This is a genomic window from Ochrobactrum sp. SFR4 (genome assembly GCF_019730395.1).
In the GTDB taxonomy this organism is placed as follows: Bacteria; Pseudomonadota; Alphaproteobacteria; order Rhizobiales; family Rhizobiaceae; genus Pseudochrobactrum.
Window position 1 is genome coordinate 60464 of the sequence record NZ_JAAPBB010000002.1, and the last position, 26308, is coordinate 86771.

General features: G+C 49.8%; 27 protein-coding genes. 12 read left to right on the forward strand and 15 right to left on the reverse strand.

The genetic code is table 11. The annotated features are described in order from the left end of the window. The first annotated feature begins 206 nt into the window (after nucleotides 1–206). The gene (locus HBA93_RS02510; RefSeq protein WP_286201712.1) at nucleotides 207–1493 is read left to right on the forward strand and encodes a CynX/NimT family MFS transporter; all 1287 of its coding nucleotides are present in this window, start codon (nucleotides 207–209) and stop codon (nucleotides 1491–1493) included. A 46-nt stretch (nucleotides 1494–1539) separates the two neighbouring features. Here the strand turns inward: HBA93_RS02510 and HBA93_RS02515 are convergent, their stop codons facing one another. Beyond that, entirely contained in the window at nucleotides 1540–1902 is a 363-nt protein-coding gene (locus HBA93_RS02515; protein ID WP_121991882.1) for a DUF2267 domain-containing protein, read from the reverse strand. A 225-nt stretch (nucleotides 1903–2127) separates the two neighbouring features. On the opposite strand from HBA93_RS02515, the gene HBA93_RS02520 reads away from it, so the two are divergent. After that, a complete protein-coding gene (locus HBA93_RS02520; RefSeq protein WP_121991881.1) occupies nucleotides 2128–3633 on the forward strand; it encodes a helicase HerA-like C-terminal domain-containing protein in 1506 nt (501 codons plus the stop codon). Nucleotides 3634–3680: 47 nt separating this feature from the next. On the opposite strand, the gene HBA93_RS02525 is transcribed toward HBA93_RS02520, so the two are convergent. The 4 genes from HBA93_RS02525 to HBA93_RS02540 form a co-directional block, all read right to left on the reverse strand. Next, nucleotides 3681–4274 (reverse strand): class I SAM-dependent methyltransferase, encoded by a 594-nt coding sequence (locus HBA93_RS02525; protein WP_221722237.1) that lies wholly within the window; start codon nucleotides 4272–4274, stop codon nucleotides 3681–3683. 49 nt (nucleotides 4275–4323) lie between these two features. Further along, nucleotides 4324–5460 carry an aminotransferase class I/II-fold pyridoxal phosphate-dependent enzyme gene (locus HBA93_RS02530; protein ID WP_221722238.1) on the reverse strand — a complete coding sequence of 379 codons (1137 nt, stop codon included), beginning with the start codon at nucleotides 5458–5460 and terminating at the stop codon, nucleotides 4324–4326. A gap of 27 nt (nucleotides 5461–5487) precedes the next feature. Then, nucleotides 5488–6126: a helix-turn-helix transcriptional regulator gene (locus tag HBA93_RS02535; RefSeq protein WP_286201713.1), complete on the reverse strand. Its 639-nt coding sequence runs from the start codon at nucleotides 6124–6126 to the stop codon at nucleotides 5488–5490. 109 nt (nucleotides 6127–6235) lie between these two features. Continuing rightward, a complete protein-coding gene (locus tag HBA93_RS02540) occupies nucleotides 6236–6946 on the reverse strand; it encodes a L,D-transpeptidase (protein ID WP_121991735.1) in 711 nt (236 codons plus the stop codon). A 628-nt stretch (nucleotides 6947–7574) separates the two neighbouring features. Between HBA93_RS02540 and HBA93_RS02545 the strand changes: the two genes are divergently transcribed. The 4 genes from HBA93_RS02545 (at nucleotide 7575) to HBA93_RS02560 (ending at nucleotide 11369) form a co-directional block, all read left to right on the forward strand. Next, nucleotides 7575–8171, forward strand: a complete 597-nt coding sequence (locus tag HBA93_RS02545; RefSeq protein ID WP_221722239.1) for a superoxide dismutase — start codon at nucleotides 7575–7577, stop codon at nucleotides 8169–8171. Between the two features lie 176 nt (nucleotides 8172–8347). Then, on the forward strand, nucleotides 8348–8782 hold the full coding sequence (locus HBA93_RS02550) for a c-type cytochrome (RefSeq protein WP_121991734.1): 435 nt from the start codon (nucleotides 8348–8350) through the stop codon (nucleotides 8780–8782). A gap of 147 nt (nucleotides 8783–8929) precedes the next feature. Continuing rightward, entirely contained in the window at nucleotides 8930–9868 is a 939-nt protein-coding gene (locus HBA93_RS02555; RefSeq protein WP_121991733.1) for a cytochrome c, read from the forward strand. Nucleotides 9869–10040: 172 nt separating this feature from the next. After that, on the forward strand, nucleotides 10041–11369 hold the full coding sequence (locus HBA93_RS02560; RefSeq protein WP_221722240.1) for an acetamidase/formamidase family protein: 1329 nt from the start codon (nucleotides 10041–10043) through the stop codon (nucleotides 11367–11369). 76 nt (nucleotides 11370–11445) lie between these two features. On the opposite strand, the gene HBA93_RS02565 is transcribed toward HBA93_RS02560, so the two are convergent. The 4 genes from HBA93_RS02565 to msrB form a co-directional block, all read right to left on the reverse strand. Beyond that, nucleotides 11446–12360: an MBL fold metallo-hydrolase gene (locus tag HBA93_RS02565; protein WP_221722241.1), complete on the reverse strand. Its 915-nt coding sequence runs from the start codon at nucleotides 12358–12360 to the stop codon at nucleotides 11446–11448. A 194-nt stretch (nucleotides 12361–12554) separates the two neighbouring features. Continuing rightward, the gene (locus HBA93_RS02570) at nucleotides 12555–12899 is read right to left on the reverse strand and encodes a hypothetical protein (protein ID WP_502910021.1); all 345 of its coding nucleotides are present in this window, start codon (nucleotides 12897–12899) and stop codon (nucleotides 12555–12557) included. An 88-nt stretch (nucleotides 12900–12987) separates the two neighbouring features. Further along, nucleotides 12988–15084 carry a S9 family peptidase gene (locus HBA93_RS02575; protein ID WP_221722242.1) on the reverse strand — a complete coding sequence of 699 codons (2097 nt, stop codon included), beginning with the start codon at nucleotides 15082–15084 and terminating at the stop codon, nucleotides 12988–12990. Between the two features lie 47 nt (nucleotides 15085–15131). Next, nucleotides 15132–15551 (reverse strand): peptide-methionine (R)-S-oxide reductase MsrB, encoded by a 420-nt coding sequence (gene msrB, locus HBA93_RS02580; protein WP_121991729.1) that lies wholly within the window; start codon nucleotides 15549–15551, stop codon nucleotides 15132–15134. A gap of 802 nt (nucleotides 15552–16353) precedes the next feature. On the opposite strand from msrB, the gene HBA93_RS02585 reads away from it, so the two are divergent. Then, on the forward strand, nucleotides 16354–16782 hold the full coding sequence (locus HBA93_RS02585) for a Ros/MucR family transcriptional regulator (RefSeq protein ID WP_022710037.1): 429 nt from the start codon (nucleotides 16354–16356) through the stop codon (nucleotides 16780–16782). A gap of 87 nt (nucleotides 16783–16869) precedes the next feature. Here the strand turns inward: HBA93_RS02585 and HBA93_RS02590 are convergent, their stop codons facing one another. Continuing rightward, nucleotides 16870–17148 carry a cytoplasmic protein gene (locus HBA93_RS02590; protein ID WP_221722243.1) on the reverse strand — a complete coding sequence of 93 codons (279 nt, stop codon included), beginning with the start codon at nucleotides 17146–17148 and terminating at the stop codon, nucleotides 16870–16872. A 539-nt stretch (nucleotides 17149–17687) separates the two neighbouring features. Here HBA93_RS02590 and HBA93_RS02595 point away from each other — a divergent pair. Next, nucleotides 17688–17978 (forward strand): helix-turn-helix domain-containing protein, encoded by a 291-nt coding sequence (locus HBA93_RS02595; protein WP_221722244.1) that lies wholly within the window; start codon nucleotides 17688–17690, stop codon nucleotides 17976–17978. After that, entirely contained in the window at nucleotides 17975–18781 is an 807-nt protein-coding gene (locus HBA93_RS02600; RefSeq protein ID WP_221722245.1) for a DUF6456 domain-containing protein, read from the forward strand. The genes HBA93_RS02595 and HBA93_RS02600 overlap by 4 nt, the downstream gene beginning before the upstream one ends. An 82-nt stretch (nucleotides 18782–18863) precedes the next feature. Here the strand turns inward: HBA93_RS02600 and HBA93_RS02605 are convergent, their stop codons facing one another. Together HBA93_RS02605 and HBA93_RS02610 are read right to left on the reverse strand one after the other, a co-directional pair. Then, nucleotides 18864–19295: a SufE family protein gene (locus HBA93_RS02605; RefSeq protein WP_121991724.1), complete on the reverse strand. Its 432-nt coding sequence runs from the start codon at nucleotides 19293–19295 to the stop codon at nucleotides 18864–18866. A gap of 203 nt (nucleotides 19296–19498) precedes the next feature. Continuing rightward, a complete protein-coding gene (locus HBA93_RS02610; protein WP_122093393.1) occupies nucleotides 19499–19915 on the reverse strand; it encodes a DUF5330 domain-containing protein in 417 nt (138 codons plus the stop codon). Between the two features lie 428 nt (nucleotides 19916–20343). On the opposite strand from HBA93_RS02610, the gene HBA93_RS02615 reads away from it, so the two are divergent. The 3 genes from HBA93_RS02615 to HBA93_RS02625 are packed head-to-tail and all read left to right on the forward strand — an operon-like array spanning nucleotide 20344 to nucleotide 23795. Further along, nucleotides 20344–22401: a sensor histidine kinase gene (locus HBA93_RS02615; protein WP_221722246.1), complete on the forward strand. Its 2058-nt coding sequence runs from the start codon at nucleotides 20344–20346 to the stop codon at nucleotides 22399–22401. Beyond that, nucleotides 22376–23422 carry a peptidoglycan-binding domain-containing protein gene (locus HBA93_RS02620; protein WP_221722247.1) on the forward strand — a complete coding sequence of 349 codons (1047 nt, stop codon included), beginning with the start codon at nucleotides 22376–22378 and terminating at the stop codon, nucleotides 23420–23422. The genes HBA93_RS02615 and HBA93_RS02620 overlap by 26 nt, the downstream gene beginning before the upstream one ends. A gap of 31 nt (nucleotides 23423–23453) precedes the next feature. Continuing rightward, nucleotides 23454–23795, forward strand: a complete 342-nt coding sequence (locus HBA93_RS02625; RefSeq protein WP_221722248.1) for a DUF1491 family protein — start codon at nucleotides 23454–23456, stop codon at nucleotides 23793–23795. 72 nt (nucleotides 23796–23867) lie between these two features. Here HBA93_RS02625 and HBA93_RS02630 read toward each other — a convergent pair whose 3' ends face one another. From HBA93_RS02630 to HBA93_RS02640, 3 genes are all read right to left on the reverse strand, one after another. Then, nucleotides 23868–24944, reverse strand: a complete 1077-nt coding sequence (locus HBA93_RS02630; RefSeq protein ID WP_221722249.1) for a DUF2336 domain-containing protein — start codon at nucleotides 24942–24944, stop codon at nucleotides 23868–23870. Between the two features lie 185 nt (nucleotides 24945–25129). Beyond that, on the reverse strand, nucleotides 25130–25678 hold the full coding sequence (locus HBA93_RS02635) for a DUF1254 domain-containing protein (protein WP_221722250.1): 549 nt from the start codon (nucleotides 25676–25678) through the stop codon (nucleotides 25130–25132). Further along, nucleotides 25675–26259 carry a DUF1214 domain-containing protein gene (locus tag HBA93_RS02640; protein ID WP_221722251.1) on the reverse strand — a complete coding sequence of 195 codons (585 nt, stop codon included), beginning with the start codon at nucleotides 26257–26259 and terminating at the stop codon, nucleotides 25675–25677. Before HBA93_RS02640 ends, HBA93_RS02635 begins: the two co-directional genes overlap by 4 nt. Nucleotides 26260–26308 lie beyond the last annotated feature (49 nt).

The window sequence follows — 26308 nt, forward strand, 5'->3', positions numbered from 1 at the left end:
TGCCGCAGACATATATCGGCATACTGTGGACACATCCCGCGGTTAGAGATATATCAATCAGAGTTCAAATAACTGACTATAGCACCGGCTCAAAAAACGGAGCCGGTTTTCGCAAAGCGCGATGCATAGTTTCAATAATTTAGAGTGTTTTTCGTGCGTGTGAATGAATGCACGATGCTCTGAAGAAAAACAGGAATAGTAATTTCATGTCTGTTACGGGCGAGCCGCTGCTGGCTGAAGGTAATCTGAATACGATAACTGAAACAGCAATATCAGAGTCCGTTCAGTCTAAGCCGGCATCATCTGCCCGTCACAGCATGACGCCGGTTTATCGTTTTCTTGCAGGCCTGTGTCTGGTGCTGATTGCCCTGAATCTGCGTCCGTTATTCTCAAGTTTTTCAGCACTTCTGCCTGAAATTATTGCTTCGACAGGTATCAGCTCTTTAACTGCAGGATTGTTAACGACTTTACCGGTTTTTTGTCTGGGGTTCTTTGCACCTTTAGCTCCTAAATTTGGTGAGCGTATCGGCATGGAGCGTACATTGTTGCTGGCAGTGTTGTTGTTGGCCTTTGGTACATTCCTGCGTGGCACCGGTCCGGTTACATTGATGTTTGCCGGTACAGTGCTGGCAGGAGCCTGTATTGCAACCTGTAATGTGTTGCTGCCCGGTATTGTGAAGCGTGATTTTCCTGACAAAGCAGCTTTGCTGACCGGTTTTTATACGATGGCGCTGAGTGGTGGTGCGGCAATTGCCGCTGCGGTGACGTTGCCCGTTTACAGGGCACTTGATAACTCATGGCAGCAGGCACTGAGCCTGTGGGCGGTTCCGGCACTGATTGTCGGTGTGCTCTGGGGTGTGCTGACTTGGCGTGTGAAGCATCAGCGTGCGGCCAATAAAAGCAAGGTAACCGGATTATGGCGTGATAAGATCGCGTGGCAGCTGACCTTCTTCATGGGCTTGCAGTCATCGCTGGCTTTCACTGTGTTCGGCTGGTTGTCACCGATCCTGCGTGAGCGCGGGTTGGACGGTATTACGGCTGGTGCTGTGGTTTCCGTCTCCATTGGCATGCAGCTGATTGCCTGTCTGATTGTGCCGACAATTGCGGTGCGTTCACGCAATCAGAGCCTTTTGAATGTGATACTGATTGCCTTTGCGACTATCGCTATGCTGGCCATGTTGTTTATGCCGCTCTGGTCGGTCTGGTATTGGGCAGTTCTGCAAGGAATCGGTCTTGGCGGACTGATTGCTGCGGCTATGACTGAAATCGTGCTGCGCTCGCCAAATCCGCGTGTGGCTTCACATCTGTCCGGCATGGTGCAATTTGTCGGTTATATGATTGCATCGGTTGTGCCGCTGCTGATCGGCATTATCCATGATCTGACCGGAACTTACACAGCCAGTGCCATGCTGTTTGTGGCTATCGGTGTTGTGGCGGCATGGAACGGCTGGGGAGCAGGGCGCGCTCTGCATGTGCAGGCCGACAGTGAGTAAATAAAAAAGCCCCTCGAAAGAGGGGCTTTTTGCTGAGGTAATGGCCTCAGATAAACTGGCCGAGACCCGGAATAGAGTTCACAACATCATCAACTGTCTGTGCGCCGGCTTTTTCTTTCGCAAAAGCAATGGTTTCTTTCGCTACGCCGGTGATTTCACCCATACCGAGACCAGCACCCATCAGCTTGGAGCCAAGGCCCATAACGCCGCCCATCATATTGGAGAGGAAGCCGCCTTTATCTGCCGAGGCAATCAGTTCCTGTGCGCCCGGAATACCGGCGATCAGCGCGCCGACTTTATCCTGCGGGCCTTCTTTTTCGAGAAAGGCAAGGATCAGGCCGACAGCTTTTTCTGCTGTTGCGCCATCAACACCAACATTATTGGTAATACGTGAAATCAGCTCTTCCATGATAGTCTCCCAAAAATTGACGTTTACGTAATAAGCACTCTGCGGTGATGAAATCAAGCCTGCTCTGATGCCGGTGTACCATAAAATGCAATGAGCAGGCAGGAAATAGCCCGTGAACAGGTGGCAGAATATTGTTCTGATGTTACAGGATGATTATAGATTATAATGATCTGTGCCGTGGCTCAGATTATTCGGCGTGAAAATGAACGGATGAGGAGTATGTCGATGCCTGCTGAAGGAAGCATTTTTCTGGGTGCCAGTCGTAAACCGGATAATAGTTACCAGCAACCGGAAGAACTGGCATTGAAATATGCCAACCGGCACGGGCTTGTGACGGGCGCTACCGGTACCGGTAAAACCGTGAGCCTTCAGGTTATGGCTGAGGCTTTTTCCGCTGCCGGTGTGCCGGTTTTCTGTGCGGATATTAAAGGCGATTTGTCCGGTATTGCGGCCGTTGGCGAGAAAAACGATTTCTCGGTAAAACGTGCAGAAGAGATTCACCTTGATCCTTATGAAATGCATGCCACGCCGGTAATTTTCTGGGATATTTTCGGCGAGCAGGGACATCCGATCCGTGCTACGATTTCGGAAATGGGGCCTTTGCTGCTTGCACGTCTGATGAACCTGACGGATGCGCAGGAAGGCGTGCTGAATATTGCTTTCCGTGTGGCGGATGAGGAGGGGCTTCTGCTCCTTGATATGAAAGATTTGCAGTCTCTGCTGACTCATGTGGCCGAGCGCGCGCCTGAACTTTCCATCCAATATGGCAATATCAACAAGGCATCGGTCGGTGCAATTCAGCGCTCGCTGCTGGTGCTGGAGCAGCAGGGCGGCACGTTCTTCTTTGGCGAACCTGCACTGAGCATTTCTGATCTGATGCGTACAACAACAGACGGGCGCGGCCTTGTCAGTGTGTTGGCTGCTGACAAGCTGATGATGAATCCGCGGCTGTACTCTACATTTCTGCTCTGGCTGATGTCGGAGCTGTTTGAGCAATTGCCTGAGGTTGGAGATCCGGAGAAGCCGCGTCTTGTGTTCTTCTTTGACGAGGCACATTTGTTGTTTGATGAAGCGCCAAAGGCTCTGCTGGATCGTATTCAGCAGGTTGTGCGCCTGATCCGCTCCAAAGGCGTGGGCGTTTATTTTGTGACACAGAATCCGCTGGACGTGCCGGAAGTTGTGCTGGCGCAACTCGGTAACCGCGTGCAGCATGCGTTGCGTGCCTATACGCCGCGCGAGACAGCGGCGGTTAAAACCGCTGCGGATACATTCCGGCCTAATCCGGATTTTGATACATTCAAAGCGATTACATTACTGTCTACCGGTGAGACGCTGGTCTCGACCTTGCAGGCAAAAGGTATCCCTTCCATGGTGCAGCGCACTTTGATGCGTCCGCCTGCATCGCGGATCGGGCCTTTGACAGCGGATGAGCGGGCGAAACTAATCGCAGCCAGTCCGGTTGCCGGTCAGTATGACCGTGCAATTGATCGTGAATCTGCCTTTGAAATTTTGCAAAAACGCGCGCAGGAAAAAGTCGCTTCAACTGAGCAGCAGCAGGCGGAGCAGGATAGCGGCAGCTGGACAGATTATCTGTCATCCACATTGGGCGGCGGCAAACGCGGCAGTCGTCAGACCGTTGCGGAAACCGCAGTGAAAAGCGTGGTGCGGACTGTGAGCAATTCGCTCGGCCGTGCCATTGTTCGCGGTATTCTGGGCGGTTTCAAACGCTGATAAAGAATACGCCCTGCTGATGAAGCAGGGCGTATTCTCATATGATCTTATTTTTCTGCGGACACATGCAGCCAGTCGGTTGGCTCATTATCATAGCCGCTGCCGGTCATTTCCGTGATCTCAATCCGGCGCCAGCCAAACTGTGCATAGAGCTCTGTCAACCATTCAGCCGACGGATAGTTGTAAAACCGGCCAAAACGATCCCGGCCTTCCGCTTCTCCGGCTTTGAAACTGGCATAGAATATGCCGGAAGGTTTTAATGCTGTATGGATATTGCCGATTATCGCAGGCAGTGCGGCACGCGGAACATGCAGCAAACACGCATTTGCGAAAACACCGTGATACTGTGCCTGTGCATCAATATCTTCAAACAGCAAAACACTGACCGGATGGTTGAGGCGCCTGGCAGCTTCCGCAGCAATTTCCGGTGTGCCGTCGGTCGGATGCACATCAAAACCGCGTTCCAGCATATAACTGCTGTCCTGACCACCGCCGCAACCCAGTTCCAGAATGGAAGCACCCGCAGGCAGGCGCTCCAGAAAGTTATCAAGCTGAAGAACTGCCGGTTCCCGCCCGCGGGATGCATAGGTCTCAGCTTCACTGGCATAAAAACGGATTGTGTCATTATCTCTGGCAGTCATAACGCAATCCTTTCCATGCGATGTCTTGAAAACAATGCCTGTTTTAAGCTTATTGATGTGCTTGTAAATATGTGCGCCAGGCATCAAGACCCGCGCTGATATTCTTGCGTCCGAAACCAACGCGAAAGCGGTCGGTTGCTACCGGCAATAATCCGGAGGCAAAGAGCGAAGATGACAGCAGCAGAACACCTGCTTCTTCAACCAGATGACGGCAATGCTCATCAGTGCTGTCTTTTCCCAGATAGCGGGCAAAGCCGACACAACCGCCATCCGGTGCCTGCCATTGATAGAGATGCGGATATTCATTGAAAAACGTGCCTAGTAATTGCAGGTTTTCACTGCATAAAGTGCGGTTGCGGCTGATAATCTGATCACGGGCTTTCAGTGCAATGACGGCAAGGATTTCACTTGGTGCAGAATTACTGATGGAAAGATAATGTTTCATCTTCTCCATCCGCGCCAGAAGGTCATGGTCACGACAGGCAATCCAGCCTATACGTAAGCCCGGCAGGCCATAGGCTTTAGACATCACATTGAGTGAAATGCCCTTATCGAAAAGTTCGGCAGCTTGCGGCAGTTGTTTTGCTGGGTCGCGCTCCAGTCCGCGATAGACCTCATCGCTGAACAGGTGAATATCCCGCTCTTTGCAAAGTTCAACCAGTGCCGTGAATGTTTTTTGATCTGCAATCGTACCGGTCGGATTATTCGGGAAATTGACCGCGATCAGGCGGGTATTCGGGCGCAGGGCTTTTTTGACATCTTCAATATCCAGCCCCCAGTTGTTTTCCGCACGAAGCGGCACGCCGGAAACCTGTTTACACAGAGAGACAGGCAGTGTCTCCATCGACTGGTAGTTGGGCACGGTGATAATCGCATGGTCGTCAGACCCGAGTAATGCCAGCATAGCGCAGTAAAGGCCTTCTTCGGCACCGGCAAAGCACAGAATATCGTCGCTGGTCAGCCCTTGATAGGTGGAAGCGATTGTCTCGCGCAGAACAGGTTTGCCCCATGTTTCGGTATAGCCGAGGGTGAGTTTTTCCCATGCTTCGCGATCTGTATCATCTGCCAGCACCAGCAAATCAGACATGCGCATGGTTTCTGCGTCGCTGGCTGTCATGTGGTAGCGCGCTTTAAACTCCCAGCGTGAGAAATGTGTTTCCAGCCGGAAATCCGGTAATATAGCCATAGGTTCCCTCCGATATAATGCTGAATTTTATGAGGTTTTTTGATCGCGTATTTCGTTCAGATAATTATAGATGGTTGCTCTTGAGCTTCCCATCAGGGCGGCCAGATGCTCTGCCGCATAGCGCGTTTCAAAGAGTCCGTGCTCTTCAAGAGCGGCAACAAGGGCGATCTTGTCTGCTTTTTTGAGAGCTGAAACAGCAAGTTGCTGTTTTTGTAACCATTGGTGAAAGGCAAAGCTGATTTGTTCGCGCGGATCACGGGCAAATAAGGCATCAGGCCGGTTCAGCTGCGGAGTGATGAAGGCAGATAACATGCGTTGTGCCGCGTCCAAATGAGACACATCAAGATTAATGCAGAGCAGAGCATCTGCCTTGCCCTGAGTATCGCGCAAAATTGCTGTGACGGATTTGAGTTTCTGCCCGCTGTCACCGGTCTTCTCGTAAGGGCCGAGTATGGCTTCTGCCGCGTAGCTTGCCGGATCATCGTCCAGCATTGAGAGATCACCGCTTTTACGTCCGGAAAAACTGTTCCAGATTGCAGCAATTTTACCTGTTGCCAGATTGTGCAACACAATCTCTGCATGGGGGTAGAGCAAGGCATTGAGTGCCATGGCAATCGGTGTGGCCATAGTCAGATAATCGGGCGATGATGTTTGATTATGAGTCATAATTAGATTTAAAGTCTAAATTTGAAATTATGTCAAATTTAAAATGAATAATAAAAAAGCCGGACTGCAATACAGTCCGGCTTTGAGGAAAGGTTATCGGATAAAAGAATCACAAAACCAGAATTGGTGTTTTATTCGGTACGCGGTCATAGAGATCAATCACGTCCTGATTGACCATGCGAACACAGCCGGAAGACACGGCTTTACCGATCGACCACCATTCCGGATTACCGTGGATACGATAAAGCGTATCAACACCATCCTTAAAGATATAAAGGGCGCGTGCGCCAAGCGGATTGGTCAGTCCCGGTGCCATACCGCCATTGCGGGCACTGTATTTTTCCAGCTCCGGCTGACGGCCGATCATATCATCCGGCGGAGTCCAGCGCGGCCATTTACGCTTCCATTGAATAAGTGCGCGGCCGGACCATGAAAAGCCCGCACGGCCGATACCCACGCCATAACGCAGTGCCTGGCCATCCTGCAGAACCAGATAGAGAAAGCGGTTTGCGGTGTCGACAATCACTGTTCCCGGCATTTCACCTGTCGGATCCTGAACGAGCTGGCGGTAATATTTAGGGTCAATTTTCTGAAACGGCACAGCAGGAATTGAATAGCCTTCGTCTTCAACCGCCGCATACATGCTTGCATAAGGGCCGGTTGCGACGCTGTTATTGACAGGCGGAGCGACCGGAGCCGGACCGCCGGTCATGTCGATCACCGGTATATTACGGCTGATCTGCGTACAACCTGCCAGACCGGCAGCGGCTGTGACCGACAGCGCCGACATAAAAGAGCGGCGGGATAAAGATTTTTCCATATTTAAACCAGTCTTTTCAGAACGTTTTTAAATTATGAGTGTGTACCTGATACATACAGCGGTTAAATCCGCGAGAGCACATATTCAGGCACGACCCGACAGAGCCGTTCAATCCGTGTCGCAAAGGGCAGCAAACGGAACGGTATAATGGCCTGACGGCCGGAAAGGTGGATCTGCCTGAGAATTACGCTGTGTGAAAATATGGTGAGGATTCCGGCAGAGCATTCCTTCATAAAGCTGGTCAAAAATTGCCACAATATGGCTAAGAACTTATGAATTTTTAAGATTACACACATGCTTATATATCTGTTGCTGTCTTGCAACAGGAAATGTTATGTTATTACTATGGGGATCATGAATTATACAGTGCAGCAACATTCAAAGATGTGTTCTTGAGCTGCTGCCGTTGTGGTAAAAAACGGTTTTCATGTAATCGTTTGGTTTTATTGCAGCTTTGATTGAGCGATTACCCACAGTCTCATGTGATAATAACTTAAAATTTCCGTGATTTTTCACAGAACCGGCGTTCTCTGCATTGCCCGCGTGCCTGTGTCGGCCTATGTAATACAGGCATGAAGAATTTGGGTGGCGGAAACTTGAAGCCGCCCACACCAAGAGGAGAAACACCATGGCTTTTGAATTGCCTGCTCTGCCTTATGACTATGATGCGCTTACCCCTTATATGTCCCGTGAAACTCTCGAGTTTCACCATGACAAGCATCATCAGGCCTATGTAACCAATGGCAACAAACTGCTTGAAGGTTCGGGTCTGGAAGGCAAGAGCCTTGAAGACGTCGTTAAAGAAAGCTACGGCAAAAATCAGGCGCTCTTCAACAATGCCGGCCAGCATTACAACCATATCCACTTCTGGAAATGGATGAAGAAAAACGGCGGCGGCAACAAGCTGCCTGCTAAGCTGGAAGCTGCAATCAAATCCGATCTCGGCGGTTACGACAAGTTCCGTGAAGATTTCATCGCTGCCGGCTCCGGTCAGTTCGGTTCGGGCTGGGCATGGTTGTCGGTCAAAGACGGCAAGCTGGAAATTTCCAAAACACCAAACGGCGAAAACCCGCTGGTACACGGCGCGACACCAATTCTCGGCGTCGACGTATGGGAACATTCCTACTACATCGACTACCGCAATGCGCGTCCGAAATATCTGGAAGCTTTCGTCGACAGCATGATCAACTGGGATTATGTGCTTGAGCTTTACGAAAAAGCTTAATAATTCGGCCTGATGAAAAGCCTCCTTCGGGAGGCTTTTTTATTGTTACAAAAAATTAATCTGATGAACTGACGTTTTTATAGATATTCTAAATCGCATTACTATAATCATTCTAAATTGAGTGTTGTGCTGGCAATATTCAAAAAGCTCATATTTGCGATTAAAGGACGCTGTTCATGCAAAAATCTTTGGCAATTTTTTCTGCTTTATTCATGATGACAACTGCGGCTTCAGCGTCACCTGTGACTGACCGTCAGGCGTTGATGAAAGATGTTGGCCGCTCAATGGGTGTGCTGGGACCAATTATGAAAGGCGACAAGCCGTTTGAAGCGGAAGCCGTTCAGGCCGCGCTTGAGCAGCTGAAAGCAGATGCCATTAAGATGGATGCTGAAAAGCTGTTCCCGAAGGGATCGGAAAGCGGTGATACTGCTGCTGCACCTAAGATCTGGGAAGATGAAGCCGGTTTTAAAGTTGAAATTGAGAAATTCCGCACAGCGACTGCAGCCGCTGCGGATGCCAAGCCGCAGGATGTTGATGCACTCCGTGTTAGCATGAAAGATGTCGGTGCAAGCTGCGGCACATGCCATCAGGCTTATCGCATCAAAAAATAACAGGCTTAGCCTGACATGCATCCCGAAAATTGTTTCGGGATGCATGTTCACTTAAAGCGATCAATGTTTTCAGTCTGAAATCATATTGGAAATGTTACAGGCGCTGCGCAGATTATTCCTTGCGCTATAACAGGGTAAAAATTTGATATGAAACGTAAATTGATATCCGCTGCTTTGCTTTGTGCTGTTACCGGTGCCGGTGTTTTCTGGTTTCTGACGCAGCCTGTGCATGTTGACCGCGCCGCGCTGGACAAGCTGGCAGCAGGGGATGTCAAAAACGGCGAACAGGTTTTCTATGCAGGCGGCTGTGCTTCATGTCATGCGGCTCCGGGGGCAACCGGTGATGCCAAGCTGGTTTTATCCGGCGGTCATGAACTGAAAACTGATTTCGGGACTTTCATTGCACCGAATATTTCACCGTCTGCCGCCGGTATCAAAGACTGGACATTGGCTGAGTTTGCCGATGCTATGCTGGAAGGTACAGGGCGCAACGGAGAACATCTCTATCCGTCCTTTCCTTATACATCCTATACCCGCATGAAATTGCAGGATGTGGCGGATCTTTATGCCTTCATGAAAACTCTGCCGGCTTCTGATGAAGCATCGAAACCGCATGAGCTTGGCTTTCCGTTCAATGTGCGCCGCGGGCTTGGCCTCTGGAAAATGCTTTATCTGAATGATGCGCCTGCCGTTCAGTTGAATAATCCGGATGCGCAGCTGCAACGTGGGCAATATCTTGTAGAAGCCATGGGGCATTGCGGCGAATGCCATACGCCGCGTAATGCATTTGGTGGTTCTGATACAGCGCAATGGCTGGCCGGTGCTGTTTCGGCAGAAACTGACAGTCAGGGAAAGCGCGGTGTCGTGCCGAATATCACAGGCGGTGAGGGCGGCATTTCCGGCTGGAGCGCTGGTGACATTGCTTATGGTCTGGAAAGCGGATTTACACCGGATTTTGACTCGATGGGAGGTTCAATGACCGATGTGATCGCCAATACTTCAAAGCTTCAGGCTTCTGATCGCGAGGCAATTGCCGCTTATCTCAAAGCCATTCCTGCCCATAAAGATGGTTATGTTTCTCAATAGGTTAACCGTGTTTCTGCCTCACAGCTTTGTCATTACTTAAACGGGTTGTTGTCCATTAGCATGATCGTGCCGGTCGGCATATTTCTGTCGGACAGAAGGAATTGCCGCATCCGGAAGAGTGTGAAGCCTGTCTGTTCGCCTGAACAGCGCATCGTTTCTGGAGGATGCAGGAATGCAAAATGATAAAAGCCGGCAGAAAAGCACTGCCTGTCGCACAGTCTATGTAACCGAACTCACCGATGGTATTCTTGACCCTGAGCGCGCTATGCTCGGGCCTGTAGCTGATGGCGGTACGATTATCGCCAATACTGCGCCCGGTTGCTGGGGGCCTATGATTACCCCCGCCATTCGCGGCGGTCATGAGGTAACGCGGCCCGTAGCTGTTGAAGGTGCTGAAATCGGTGATGCTATTGCCATTCGCATCCGCTCACTTGTTGTAACATCTGGTGCTACGGCTTCCGGTTCGGACAGTGTGGTGACAGGTCGCAATAATGGTGATCCGTTCTGTGCTGCTGTTTGTGCGGAATGTGGTACGGAATGGCCAGACACCCATATTGAAGGCATCGGCCAGAGCGCTATCCGTTGTGACAAATGCGGAGCCGATGCCACGCCGTTTAAGATTGAAAACGGTTATACAATTGTCTTTGATGACGAGCGCAGCATTGGTGTAACTGTCGGAAAAGCCAGAGCCGAGGCCATGGCACCGGATGCGGCAAAGATTATGGCGCTGCCGGATACATCCATTCAAAATCCGGTTATGACTTTTGCTCCCGCTGATCTGGTCGGAGTTGCCACACGTCTGCGGCCTTTCCTCGGGCAGTTGGGAACAACACCTTCAAAAGCGATGCCTGATTCCCATAATGCCGGTGATTTCGGTTCGTTTTTGCTCAATGCGCCGCATAAATATGCACTGACACCGGATGAATTGGCGCGCAACAAAACTGACGGCCATCTTGATGTAAATTCTGTACGACAAGGGGCGATACTGATTTGTCCGGTGAAAGTGCCGGGCGGCGGTGTCTATCTGGGCGATATGCATGCATTGCAGGGTGACGGGGAAATTGCCGGTCATACCTGCGATGTCGCCGGCGTGGTCACACTCGAGGTGCATGTTATCAAAGGACTGGCGATTGACGGGCCCCTGCTGTTTCCTGTGGCTGAGGATGTGCCTTATCTGGCTCGTTCTTTAAATACCATTGAGCGGCAGCGTGCCGAGGCGCTGGGCAAGACCAATGGCGTAACAGCAATAGAGCGGGATGCGCCGATTACCGTGATCGGCAGCGGGGCTACGCTGAATGAAGCGACAGAGAACGGCCTGAAACGTGCGGCGGATCTTTTTGATGTTACGGTTCCTGAAATTATGAACCGTGCAACAATGCTTGGTGCGATCGAAATCGGCCGTCATCCGGGAATTGTGCGTGTTACATTCCGTATGTCGCTGAAAAAGCTGGAAGAGAAGGGGCTGGCCGGGTTTGCCCGCTCACTCTATGATCTTGGCTGATCTGCTCCTGCAGAATGGTTTAAAAGAAAAGCACCGGAATTTCCGGTGCTTTTATATTTCAGAGATGGGAGACGGATTATTCCCACTCCATTTCGCCCTTAATGACTTTGGCACCTAGCTCAAGGCTGGATATGCCACCCAGATCAGGATAGCGTTTTTTCATAGCTGCAATCAGTTCTTCACTGTTTTTGGCTTTGGCCTGTTCTTCCTCAAAAGCCACCAGATAGTCTTTGGTGAAGGTAACCGCAGAAATATCGGTTTTTGAACCGGCGCTCATATGGGCAGGTAGGACAATTTCAGGATTGCGTGCCGCAATGGCATCAAGGGTTTTGATCCATGCCTGACGCTGTTCTGCTTTTGGTGTATCAGCAAGCCATACATGTTCACCGGCAGTGACCAGAACGCCGCCGAAAACAGCCTTCAGAGAAGGTACCCAGAGATAACGGCGGTTCGGCATATTCTCCGCATCAATGATCTCGATTTTTTTACCTTCCAGATACAGCTCTTTGACGTCTGAAGCCTCAGGCATCACCACATCAGCCAGCGTCTGCGGGCCGTTTTCTTTCAGCTGCGGACCCCAGACTTTCAGTTTACCTTCCACATTGCCTTTAATGGCTTCAACCGTCGCCGGTGCTGCAATCACTTTTGCATCGGGAAACGCGGTTTTGACTGGGCCGAGGCTGAAATAATAATCAGGGTCGCTCTGGCTCACATAGATTGTTGTCAGTGTTTTGCCGCTTTCCTTGATTTTCTCTGCGAGAGCTTTGCCGTCTGAAAGTGTGAAGCCGCCATCCAGCAGAACCGCTTCTTTTTCGCCGGTCAGCAGAACGGGTGTGCGGAGAAAGCCATTTTCATCTGCCTGAAAGAATTGCCAGTTCAGTGCTTTATTTTCCTGCGCATGGGCAGAGGATACGGAGAGGGCGGAGGTTGCGATTGTTGCCGCAAAAGCTGCTTTGCTCAGAAATTGTGTTGCTGTTTTTAAGAATGTCATGGTTTTTCCTTCACCGGAGGGATGATATCGGTGTTACGGAAATTAAGGAGCTAAGCGCCGCTGACAAGAAGGCATGTAAAAATCCGCAGGTTACGGCAAAGTAACCGGTCGCGGCTAAAAAGCGGGATTTAAAGGGTTTTCAGCAGATTCCGCTTTGTTTCATCACAGTAAACACAGTGTATATAGCGCGGTTTTCAGCGTTTCAGGCATTTGGCTGCGCGGGGCAGGCCTGCGCTATAGAGACTTTGCATTGTGTACAGCCAGCCTTTGCATTCTTCCAGCGAGGAAAAACAGCGATAGCGGCTGATCACTTCCGGATAGTCGCTGCTGACAAAAGCGCTTTCGCCAAGCCCCTGAAAAATGCCGACAATAACACCGCTGCCACGCGGAGGCGGATTGCAGCGCTGCCCTGCATATTCGCTGACATTTTTACGAACCGCGGCTTCTGCCTGCGGTGTTGAGATGGTGGACAGAGCCAGAATGCTAAAAGCGGACACGCAAAGCTGTAGCCCGCTTTTGCTGAGGAAATTCAGAGACATGAATGGCATGGCTTAATCCTTTCCTGTTTTCGGAAGGCATGGCAGAGCAGAAAATTCTGCTCTGCCGGTTCATATCTTTATGCGCTTGTTACAGTCTGTCTGCAACCTTAAGCGCGAAAGCATAATTATAGGCGACTTCTTCCAGCTGCGAGAAACGCCCTGAAACACCACCATGGCCTGCTTCCATATTGATTTTGAAAAGCACAGGATTGCCGCTGGTGGACTGATCGCGCAGTTTAGCAACCCATTTTGCCGCTTCCCAATAGGTAACACGCGGGTCTGTCAGGCCTGCTGTTGCCAGTATCGGCGGATAATTCTGCGCGGAAACATTGTCATAAGGGGAATAGGCGGCAATGGTGCGGTAGTCCGTTTCCGATGCAATCGGATTGCCCCATTCCGGCCATTCCGGCGGGGTCAGTGGCAGGCTGTCATCCAGCATAGTATTCAGCACATCCACAAACGGCACATCGGCAATAATCCCGCCAAAGGCTTCCGGTGCCATATTGGTGATAGCGCCCATCAGCATACCGCCTGCCGAACCGCCATGGGCGATAATCCGGTCATGACGGGTGAAATTCTCTGCCACAAGATGTTTTGCTGCGGCGATGAAGTCAGTGAATGTATTGACCTTATGCTCCCGCTTGCCATTCTCATACCAGGCAAAGCCTTTATCTTTGCCCCCGCGAATATGGGCAATGGCATAGATAAAACCACGGTCAACCAGAGAGAGGCGTGTGGTCGAAAAACTTGCCGGAATGGAGCTGCCATAAGCGCCATAGCCATAGAGAAGACATGGTGCAGAACCGTCCAGCGGTGTGTCCTTATGGGCGAGAATGGAAACCGGCACCAGTTCACCATCTGCCGCCGGTGCAAGGAGCCTGCGGGTGACATAATTTTCAATCACATGGCCACTTGGCACTTCCTGCGTTTTCAGCAGCACGCGTTCGCGTGTGACCATATTATAGTCAAAGAGTTGGCTTGGTGTGGTCATGGATGAATAGGAAAAACGAATTACATCCGTGTCATATTCAGCGCTGCCATGCAAACCAAGCGAATAGGCTTCCTCGTCAAAAGCAATGGCATGTTCTGCTCCGCTGATCCGTTCACGGATAACAATGCGCGGCAGGCCATTATTACGCTCCAGCCAGACCAGATGATCTTTATACGCTCCAACATCCAGAATAATCGTGCCTGATTTCTCGGCAACGACTTCTGTCCAGTTTTGTTTTTGCGGGGCGCTGACCGGTGCGGACATAATCTTGAAGTCCTTCGCACCGTCAATATTGGTGAGAATATAGAAAACGTCTCCGCCTTCTGTGAGGCTGTATTCAATACCGGTTTCGCGCGCTGCCACGAGCTGTGGCTTTGCCTGCGGATCATTGGCCGGTATCAGCCAGACTTCAGAGGTTTCATGATCCTGAATATTGATGAAAACAAAATCATTCAGTGAGCTGCCGGAAACATTCATGAAAAAACCGGCGTCTTTTTCTTCATAGATCAGCGTATCCTGACCCTGTTGCGTGCCGGTAAGGTGATAGAATAATTTGGCAGGGCGATGATTATCATCCATCTGCACATAGAAAACACCCTGACTTGCTGCATCCCATACAGTTCCGCCTGCCGTTGATGTCAGCAGATCCGCATTGTCTTCCAGCGTGGAGAGATCGCGGATCTTGATGTCATAAAATTCGGAGCCTTTAGTGTCCGCGGACCATGCCAATGCTTTATGGTCAGGCGAATAGTCCAGTCCGCCAAGGCTGAAATAAGCAAGGGATGCGGCTTCCTTGTCGCCGTCAATCAGAATGGTTTTGTCGCCGCCATTCCGCGGGATTCTGAAATATTGCGGATGCTGACCGCCGGTGACATAGGAGATACCATACGCATAGGCACCGTCTTTGACCGGCACACTGGAATCATCTTCCTTGATGCGCCCCTTCATTTCCGAGAACAGTTGTTTCTGCAGATCTTGCGTATCTGCCATTAAAGCTGACTGATAGGTGTTTTCAGCTTCAAGATGTGAACGGATTTGTGTATCCAGCAGAGAAGGATCACGCAGAACATCCTGCCAGTTGGCAGCGCGCAGCCAATGATATTCATCTTGGCGGACAATACCGTGGCGCGTGTCGCTGAACGCCTTCTTCTCAGTTGCTGGGGCGTTGTGCTTAGGGAATGAATGCTGGTTCATACTGTTTCCGGTATTGTTGCCAAAATAAGATGCAAAACCTGAGGCTGTCAGGCTTCAGTAAAATATAATGCTGTGCCATTCATGCAAAATCGCAGTCCGGTTGGTGCAGGGCCGTCAGGAAATACATGGCCGAGATGTGCATCACAATCGGCGCAGCGTATTTCTGTACGGTTCATACCATAGGAATGATCCTCAAAGGCATTGACAGCTTCCGGCTCAGCCGGACGGACGAAGCTCGGCCAGCCTGTTCCTGAATTGAATTTATCTTCTGAATTATAGAGCAGACGGTCACAGCAGATACAGTGATAAGTGCCGTGGAGTTTGAGGTCAAAATCAGGACTGGAAAATGCACGTTCTGTGCCGTGCTGGCGCGTGATTTTATATTGCTCCGGTGTGAGCTGTTCACGCCATTCGGCATCTGTTTTCTGAACTTTAAGCGGGCGTTGGGGCATGTTTTTCTCAGACATGGTGGTTCTCCGGCGGTTCAGTGTACATTCGGAAAGTATAATGCGTTGTTGCACCGAATGTGCGTTATTCAAAGAGGCAGGTCAGAAGAGCAGGTCTGATCTGGTTTACTCAGGCCTGTCCGTGTTCAGAATAGTCATTTTTCCAATATATGGGGATATTAACCGCTTTTTAAAAGGTGAATATACAACTGTGTATTTTCAAAGGCATAATATGAAACTGCACAGGCGTTTGACCTGTTTGTGCAGCGGATAATCTTACAAAAGCAGATTTTTTTGAAAAAATCGTTGTATAAAATATCTGTTGTCATGAATTGCCAGAAAAATGACTTAATATAGAAATACAGGTTTTTTTGATAGAATAGCAAATATCCGCAAAATTGCTTCATATCGTAGTGTTTGCTGAGTTTTACTGTAGTTTGTTTCGAGAGGCGAAATTTCACGTTTGAGGTGAATTTGTTTGCTGGAGATAGTTTCAGAGGCATGTTTTTACATTGTACTACGTGTATAGCAGGCTCAGATTGATTATCTTCAGGCGAGAAGAGAAATAGTTTTCTGTTTTCGACAGGTTTGCAGATATTAATTCTCGTGATTTTGAGTGTTGAAATTTAATTATTTAGTCAAAAATTGCAGCATCACTTAACAAAATTGTGAAATAAATTGACATTTTACAAATTTTACAGATATGAGAAGATGATTGCGGGTGGCAAGCTAAGGTTAAACTGGTTGATTGGTGAATGGATAGAATTCTCATGTATTTTCAGAGAGTTTCCAGTCAGCAATATTTATAGGTAAAGGAAGTATAATGGAACATCCAGAGACTGTGGTTTCTGCTGACGAACTGCTGCTCAGTCTTACAGCTGATGTTGTTGCCGCTTATGTCAGCAATAACTCTATACGTGCCGGTGAAGTGCCTGCATTGATCGCTGATGTTCATGCAGCATTTGCCCGTTCAGGTGTTCGTGAAGAAGTGGTTGCCGTGGTTGAAAAGCCTAAACCGGCAATCAGCCCTAAGAAATCAGTTCACGACGATTATATTATCTGCCTTGAAGACGGTAAGAAGTTTAAATCGCTGAAGCGTCACCTGATGACCCATTATAATCTGACACCGGAACAATATCGTGAGAAATGGGATCTGGATCCTAACTATCCGATGGTTGCGCCGAACTATGCTGCAGCCCGTTCGCAGCTTGCCAAGAAAATGGGACTTGGTCGTAAGCGTAAAGCTGCCTGATCCGGCCTGCATCTCTGCAAAGAGATCAAGAAATAAACAACGGCACGAAAGTGCCGTTGTTTTTTTATGAGAACTTGTCCGTTATTATTAAAGCAGTTGCAGCAGGCGGGTTTGAGCTTGTTTTAGAGCAATGTGACGGTTGAGATCGTAACTCCAATGCTTGTTGAGACCTTTTAGCCGCTCTCTTTTGATGAGCCGCGATAGTTTTGCTGCAATATTTGCTCTTTTTTCGGCTGGAGCATTTAAGGCTTGCTGCAAGTCGATGCCGCAGCTCATTTGCAGAGCAAATGATTGTGCTGCCTGAAGTGCATCTTCTTTACGATTTTCCAGAAATAATTGTTTTTCCTGTTGCAGTGTGGCTGACATTGTTAATCCCCGTTTTTATGACGGGAATTATGATGTTTTACTGCCGGTGGGGGATAAGCAGATATGATTAAAATTAAAATGTAGTATTTGTTGTTTGAGTATTATTTCTATAATTAAAATTTATTGTTTAATAAAACATTTGTATTTAATGGCTTATCTTTGTTTATATGTTCTTTTTTAATATTTGTTGTTTGAATTGAATTATATATTTATATTTTAAATCTCAGTTTTATCTTCGTATAAGGTTTTTATATTATTGATATGTCGTCTGCGGAGGGCATATGTTGAACAATTTTTCAGATTTTTTATCCGCTCACACGGATTCACTTGGTGTCTTGCATAATTTGCCGGAACTATCGCGCTTGCATTATTTATCCGGCGGACAGGAAGCGCATTGCAGACAGAATAGTATTAGTAACAAACGCATGACAGAGAATGCGTTGTATCTGGCTGACCTTATGCAAAGAAACAGCAGTGTTAAAGGCCAGCTGACAAGCAGGGAGCGGCAAGTGCGCGCCTGGAATTTGTGCGGAGCATTAATGACGCTGTTGTCCGTGTTTTTTCAGGTGTCCCTGCAAGATTTGCGTAGCCCGCAACGGGGCACTTGTCATGTCGCCAGAATCCGGCAATTCGGCATGTATATCGCACATACGATGTTCGGCCTTTCTATGTCTGAAGTGGCCTATGCATTTTGCCGTGAAAGAACCACGGTTAAACATGCCTGCCATTTGATTGAGGACATGCGGGAAAATGAGAAATTTGATCGCAATGTCAGTTCGTTTGAATATCTCATTCGGGCGCTTTATCCGTGCGGGAGTGCAGGCGAATGAGCAAAACCATCACTGCATTATCCCCGACAGATCAATATTCTGCTTTGCGGTTACTCAGATTTTTGCTGCGGTCACCGGCAAGGCTGGAAGGAGAGGAAGGGTGCCGGTTATTGAGCGGTGAGGAGGGCGGTACAATTGCTTGTGACGAACCGGTGTTGCAGCAATTGCTGAAAGGCGGGTTGGTAAAAGCAACACGAGATAAAATCACCCTGGAACTTACAGGACGGGATCTGCTGAAGAAGCTGAAGAAAGCCGTTGAAGCGAAACAGTCTCAGGAACCTGTTGTACAGACGGCAGGTGAAAACATCCGGTCTCGTTCCGTCAATAATGCCGAGTCCCCGTTGGCTATGCTTTACCGGAAGAATAAGCAGACAGGCCGGCGTTTTCTGAGTGATGACGAATTTCATGCCGGAGAGCGGTTGAGAGCCGATTTTACGCGCGGAAATATGATGCCACGGATTTCTGCCAATTGGGATGCGAGTGTCGCCGGACGTGTCAGGGGAGAACGGGGAGGCGCAGCCGAATTGAGTGATAACGCACTGGATTGCCGGGATCGGGTGAATAAGGCGCTCATTGCCGTAGGGCCGGAATTATCCGGTATATTGCTGGATATATGTTGTTTTCTCAAAGGGTTGGAATTGGTGGAACGTGAGCGTTCATGGCCGGCGCGTTCAGGAAAAATGATGCTGAAAACAGCACTCAGCATTTTGCACCGCCATTATAATGCAGGGCGACTGCCGGAAGGGGGAGCTTTACCAGTAACCTATCACTGGGGAACACCGGATTACCGGCCTTCACTTTAGTTATTTGTTGCAAGTTCAAAACAGAACATGCGCATCGATGAAACCGGTGCGCATGTTTTAGCATAATGCATGACGGGAAATATCAGGCGGCGTTTTGCAGGGCGCTTTGTGCGTCATTGCGCACACGCTGCACCATGGAGCGCAAGCCGTTGGAACGCTGTGGTGTCAGATGTTCATCAAGGCCCAGGCTTTTAAGCACATTTTCTGCATCAATTTTCAGAATGGAAGATGCAGTTTCGCCGGAATAAAGGGCAAGCAGGATCGCAACCAGACCGCGGACAATATGCGCATCGGAATCGCCTAAGAATTCCATAACCGGATCGGTACCCTGACCTTTTCTGGTCAGCAGCCAGACCTGACTGACACAGCCCGGAACTTTATGATCCGCATCGCGGGCTTCTTCCGGATAGGGCTGTAAATCGCGTCCCAGTTCAATCACATAGCGATAGCGGTCTTCCCAGTCGTCAAGAAACTCAAAGTCCGACGCAATCGTGCTGATCTTTGAATTTGTCATAGGTCTCTCCGCATTAACTGAAGCATGCCGCGCAAAAACGAAAATTCGTTCCGCTCAAGGCATGCAGATAAATATACACTTGGCGCGGCTTATAGACCATTTTTATGGCAATTGGAAAGTTCCGGTTCTGACGATCGCAATAACCAGAGCGCCGGTCACCCCATTGGGCGCACAAAACTCGCTCTAACACTTTAAATTATGTTCTATCCGGGACGCTGCGCAGGAACAGGAATTTTGAACGCAGGTGCCTGCTCTGTTACTGGCGGAACGGGTGGTTGGTTGTTTTGCGGAGCGCTACCGGATAAAACCTCTTTCGCGCGGATTAATGCCTGTTCACCACTTTGCTGAACCGCTGCTTTTCCGGCAATACAAAGAGCGGGATTACGCTCACAAAATGTGCTGATTTCTTGCAGGGTTTTACCGGCCTGCAGCCATTGCTCCACGAGATCGGGACTGGCAGAGGACGGAGCCTGTTGCTGGTGCTCTGAAGACGGATGGTTTTGTTGCGTTTGTGCCTGTGGCGCTCGTGGTGGCTGTATGTCTGTTGACTTGCCTGTCAGTCCGGGCATCAGCAGAAAAACGCCCCCCAACCAGAAAATGCATTTAAGCAGAAATCTCATGATCTTTATTCCTGCCTGTTTGCACGGTCCTGTCGGGTTGCTGAGCGTGATAAATATATAAGTTTAAATTATTCATATAATTATCAGTTGTTTAGTCTGTTTCATCTCAAGGTTTTCAGGCAAGCGAGAAACAATGGTTAAAGCATGAGACATATTTCTGAAGATTCTGATAAAATGTTTTTAAGATTGTCTTGCCATGCGGAGGAGCCGGAAATATTCCGTTTACCATAGGGGCAAAAGCTGCTCCTTTTTCGCGGAAAAAAGGCTTTCACGGGCATCACGCTCCGCCGTTTTATCTATTCCTTAAAGTCTGGGCGTCCATTCTGTCACTGTTCGGTGACTGTTTTTTCACTCCGGTGAAATGAGACAGTTGAAGTGAGATTGTGTCAGAGTGAGTATGCTGCGTGTACGGCATTTATGCGAAAACAATGAAAATGATTAAAGGCGGTATGCATAATACCGTTGCGGATCATCACCTGTTGACGCAGGAAAATGCGGAATTCCATGCTTCTGTTACCGCTGTTCAATCCCGTAAGTCCGACCATTTTTCAGCATTTGATTTGCGCTGCGCATTGCTGTTGTTTCCGCTTTTTCTGGCAATGGCTTTTTACAGTATTTTCCCGACCGCTTCGCTCAACGCATTGTTGTTTACCGCTCTGTCTTTTACCGGCATATCCGTTCTTTTGCTGGCAGCGCAGGCATTTGGTATCCGCAACAGCCTGACGGGTCTTGTTGCTTTGTCATTCTATAGCGCAGTACTGGCTTTTACCGCTCTGTTTGCAGGTGCGGAGAATGGTCTGGTCTGGGCGATGGTTCTGGCATTGCCGCTTGAGATCTGGCTGGTAACGCGCCATCGTGCAGCGGCTGTTGCCGGTGGTTTGATCACTGTTGTCCTGATGGCAACATCCCTGACTAAAGGTATCAACACACAGCTGATGCTGCCGGCTGGTGTCTCAACGACTTTCCTGTTCATCTATGTCGGCGCAATTTTGCTGCGGGTGATGCGTTTGGCGCTGCCAGTTGCAGCAGTCCGGCAGAATACAGCATCTGCTCATAATGCGGACAGCGATCTGGAAACAGCGCTGGATGCTCTGGTTATCCGTCTTGATCAGGACGGTCATATCCGTACTTTGTCGGATCGTTGTATTGAGCAATTTGGTGTTGATCGTGCAGTCCTGACCGGCACATTGCTTCTTGACCGTGTGCATGTGGCTGACCGCGTTCAATATCTTGCATTTCTGAATGGCCTGAAGCATGGCAATTCACCGATGAAACTCGGTGGCAAAACAGAGATTCGTCTGCGTTGCGTGGAACCTGCTCAAGGCAATAAAAACGAACAGCCTAAAATCTATTTCAATATATTTGAAATGGAAGGTCAGGCAAAAAGCACGGCTCAGAATGAGCAGGATGCCGGTTTCCTGATTGTTGCGCGCAATCTTGCACAGGCACAGGATACGCAGCAGCATATCGTTCAGCAGAATACGACCATTGAGAATCTGGAAACCTCACGCGGACGTTTGCTCGGTGCCGTCAGTCATGAGTTGCGCACGCCGCTGAATTCGATCATCGGTTTCTCTGATCTGCTGTTGCATGATGTGGCCGGACCTTTGCAGAGCGACAAGCAGCGCGAATATATTGACCTGATCCGCAAGTCCGGCAATCATCTGCTGGAAGTTGTCAACGGTATTCTGGAAACTTCACGCCTTGAGGCCGGCCAGTATCCGGTTCAGCATGAACGCTTTTCTGTGCAGGACAGCGTAACAATGTGCAGTTCCATGCTTATGCCGATGGCCGAGAAAAAGGGCGTTATTCTCTGTGACCGCATTCATCCGGATGTGACGGATATGATTGCTGATCGCCGTGCAATTCGTCAGATTTTGATTAATCTGGTGTCCAACGCCATTAAATTCACGGATCGCGGCGGTTGCGTAACCATTGATGTGATGCCAGATGAGACAAAGCGCGGCTATGCAGGCGCTGAGCGTAGTCTGGTTATCTCCGTTTCTGATACGGGTGTTGGGCTGGAAGCGCATGAGATTGAACGTCTGTGCCAGCCATTTACCCAGATCAATAATGCACAGACCCGTATGCAGGAAGGCTCAGGCCTCGGACTTTATCTGGTCAAAGGTCTTGTCAGTCTTCATCAGGGTGAGATGAATATTCACAGCCGCAAGGGCCAGGGCACAACAGTTTCAATCAGGTTGCCGCAAACAGCACAGCAGGTTGTGGATAAGGCCGGATTGGTTGCAGGCACGGCCGCAAATCAGGCATCATCGCATCCTATGCAGCAGGCTGACCGGATGCAGACAAATACAGTTTCAACCGATATTCGCAGCGCTCTTGAGCAGGTGAAAACAGCAATTATTAATCTTCAGGCCGAACAGACTGAATATAGTCAGGCAGAAAGTAGTTATGACGGAAAAACAGAGCCGCAGCGGTACGAAACGCAAGGGGACTTCCATGCGCAAAAACGCAAAACGGCGTAGTTTTGGCAGACGTTTTTTTGATGCATGCCTGACCGGCGTGTCACGCATGGCATTGGCTGCCGGTGATATAGTCGCGCGCAATCCTGTGGTAGCCGGTGGTGCAACCGCATTTCTGGTGACGCTTGGTTTTGTTGCCAGCAATGCGATCTGGTATCAGCCGCAGGCGCATGATGGTGTCTTCTTTAAAACACGGCCGGAGCAGGTTTTTCGTGCCGTCGCAAAAGACAATAGCGAAGCAGCACGCAGGCTGACAGGCAATGTGGCTGCGCAGGAACCCGTGCGCCAGATTACCGGTAATGAGGCTGCGCCGGCAACTGAGAAACCGCAAGTCGTTGCGACTTTGCCCGAGACAACTGTTGACGGCGGGGATCTGCCGGCTCTGGCGCCGAATGGCGACAAGCAGGTTGCGATTATGCAATATAATCTGAAGCAGCTTGGCTTCTACAGTGGCAATGTGGATGGTCTGACAGGGCCGCAAACCCGTGCTGCGCTTGAGCAATGGCAGAATGTTCAGGCCAAGCTGGCACCGGATCAGAATAATGCGGCTAAACCTGCAGAGAAACAGCTGAGCATCGAGGAGGCCATTGCTGTGGCCGTGCCTGTAGCCAGACCTGAGACTCGGTCTGGGACCCGGCCTGAAAATCTGACTGAAAACAGCGCACGTGCTGTGCCTGTTGCAGAAAAACGATCTGCCCCGATTATGGTCAGAACCGCAGAAAAAACACCGGTACAGGCTGTACGGAGTAATTCTGCGTCACAGAATACAACGGAGACAACAGCTGTTGTTCAACCGGTATCCGTAAGAACATCATCCGGCCAGACAGTCAGTGCTGAGGAGCTGGTGCGTATTCAGGCGGGGTTAAAAGCATTCGGGAATGATATGGTTGTCGTGGACGGTGTTCCGGGCAAAACCACAGAAGATGCTATCCGCGAATTTCAGAAACTGTTTCGCCTCAATGTCAGCGGTAAACCTGATTCTGAGCTGATCGGAAAAATGCGTGAAATCGGCCTGATTAGCTGATGTGATATGCAATGAGCAGGTATTTCAGTCCATGCGTCTGACAAGTGAATTCTGGGTTTCCGCATTCATGCGCCGCGTGCGCATGGCTGATGGTTTCGCTTATCTGGTCAGGCGCGGTGCTGCTGAGGCCGGCGCAATCTTTATCAAGATCCGCAATCGTGACGGTAATTTTGATTTATATATGCCTGCGCCGCAAAGCGAATATGATCCGCAGCGTGCGGATGAGCGCCGTTTTGTTTTATATCAGCACAGCGAAGACGAGCAGTTGATTAATACGCAGCTTGAAAAAGAGCTGCGCTTTGATCCTGATCTCTGGCTTGTCGAGGTTGAAGATTGTGCTCAGGCTGCGGAATTGCTGACCACAGGCCTGTAAATTAGAGCACCGTGCGCCCAATCGGGCACACAAAACTCGCTCTACACTTTAAAAATTAATGCTCTAATCGGATTATTGTGCTTTTTTGTGCGGGAAAGTACCGTCATTATTGGCTGCACTGGTAAAACTTTCCGATGCACGCTCAGCCAGATCGCGCAACTGGTTGCGCAGACGCTCATTCGTATCATCTGTTTTCCAGCGTTTTACAGCTGCAGCTGCCTGTTCAGAACTGATAGAGCGGTAAATATGGACAAATTCCCGCAATTGCTCACGCTCACCGTGGATTGTACCAAGAACAGCAGTCAGGATCAGATAAGTATCCTGTGCAGTAAGACCAATAGCTTTAAGCGCCAGCGGCAGCTGGGAATTCGGCCATGAACCGATAATGGTTGCGGCACGCGCATAGCTGACATCCAGCGCATCGGCCAGTGCGGTGCGGAACATGTTTCCGTCTATCAGCAGCGCCATATCAATAAGATATTCCGCCCGTGCCGGTTGCAGATATGAAGACAGCGACAGAGCACTGAGATCATATGCCGGCAATGATTGTGTTGCGGCAGGGGGAGCGGTATGGGTTGTTGCCGCCGGTTTGCTCTCTGGGCGTTTGTTTACAGGTGTTGCTGAAACATAATGCGCTTCCTGTACATCCGCTATACTGGTTTCCACGGCAGCAGGTACGGTGGGAGCAACTGCTTCTGTAGTCAGTGTCTGGCTGATAAGCTGGTCGTCAAAGCTCTCAAGGATTGGCAGCAGCAGCGGATCAACCGGCTGACGGCGTGCAATGATACGGGCGTGAGACAGGCCGTGCTGGCCGGTAATGTCCATGAGGTCGGCAGTTGTCAAAACAGGCGAGCGCAGCAGGAGCGGAGCAGCGACTTCAATACTGTCATTGGCGAGAGCCAGAACCAGCTTGCGCGGGGCTACATCATGCTGGGCAAGAATAGCTGAGACCTGACGACGGGCACGCGGCGTGGCTGTTTCCAGCAGTGGTAAAGCCAGATCTTCAAATTGCTGACTTTCGTAGCGCCCCGGACGGGTGAGGGACGTGAAACCTGCCACGGCAGCAGCCAGCAGATCATCGGTCTTGTGGTGTGCGGAATGACCACTTCCGGATAATACTTCCAAAGCGCGGAACTGATCGGTGGTCACGCGTATTTACCCCTTACGCCTACGCAACACAGACAAAATACACCTCTCCCTGTTGAAAATATAAGGAGAGCTTTCTGCACTTTAAGGGAGAACACTTAGCAATGAATTAACCATCGGTGCGTTGATGGTAATTTACTGACCTGTAAATCAAATATTTTTCGGGAGACGCGGCATCGCAGATATCTTTAATTCTCAATCGAAACACTCATGCATTCTGCAGATTTAAGAAATTCTCCAGTTTCATCTTGCCATGTCGCATCCGGCTCGAAGACCCTTAGCACTGCAATCGCTTCATTAACGGACTGGGTGATAAGCACCGATTGTTCCAGTTGCTGCGGAATGCTTTGTTCGAGCAGGATTTTCTGTAGAGGTGAGACAATCAGCAGATCGGTGGTTGGTGACACCTGATCATTGAGGCTGAAAGTGATATCGCCTACATGATTGTAAATTGCCAGTGACCAGAACGGCACTTTACCGACAGCGCTGATATGGACCGGTCCGTTGGTCAGATCAAAGCGGCATGCAGCACTGCGCATTAGCGGATCTCGGCGCTTTGCCCAGTTCGCGCCCTCCAACCTGTGAAAACTTTCTGCGGGACCAAGTGCTTCCACCCGTTTCCATAGAGTTTCTGAGGCATCATCAGGCACGAGCAATATAATCGCAATATGAACGATGGCAGCGCCGATGAGGCCGAGAGTGATGGCATAGAGAAACTGCAACAGCGAATGTCTCATCGTCCGGTTCCTTTGCAGCTGTCCTCTGCCAAAGAGAGTACCGGCATTTGCGGATTTTCAAAGCCAATGGATGTACCCAGATCGGTATCATACAGAGTCATTACCAGCTGATAGGGGCGCGATGTATTAATCGCCAGCCAGTTTCCCGATTGTGCGGAGGGAGAGACAGAGATGAGGAAACTTGAGTCATGCTGATACCAGATCATCTGGCTATGCAGCTCCTGTGGAAACCCTTCCTTTTGCGCGAGGGGCAGGTCGTACAAATCGCTGGCATAAAGCGTCCAGAAACGGAAGGCGGGGGCTTTGCCCTGTAAATGATAGGTGCAGCGTGGATCAAGTTTTGCACCATTCACATCATGTCTCAGAACAAAACGCTGCCCTTCGGCAGCGCCCAGCGGCAGCAATGCGGCGCGGCTGCGTTGCGCGCGGGCATAGGGATCAGCGTCGGCGCTGCCATAGAGTGGCGAAGCATGCCATTGTCCGATTGTAAGCTGATTGAAACCTTCAAAATTATTGAGAGCATAAAGCGCACTGGCTGCGCCGCCCGCCAGAGCAATCAGGCAGGTTAATACTGTCAGCAATATGGTTCTTAAATTGCTCATGGAGAATCTATAAAACACGTCCGGTTAA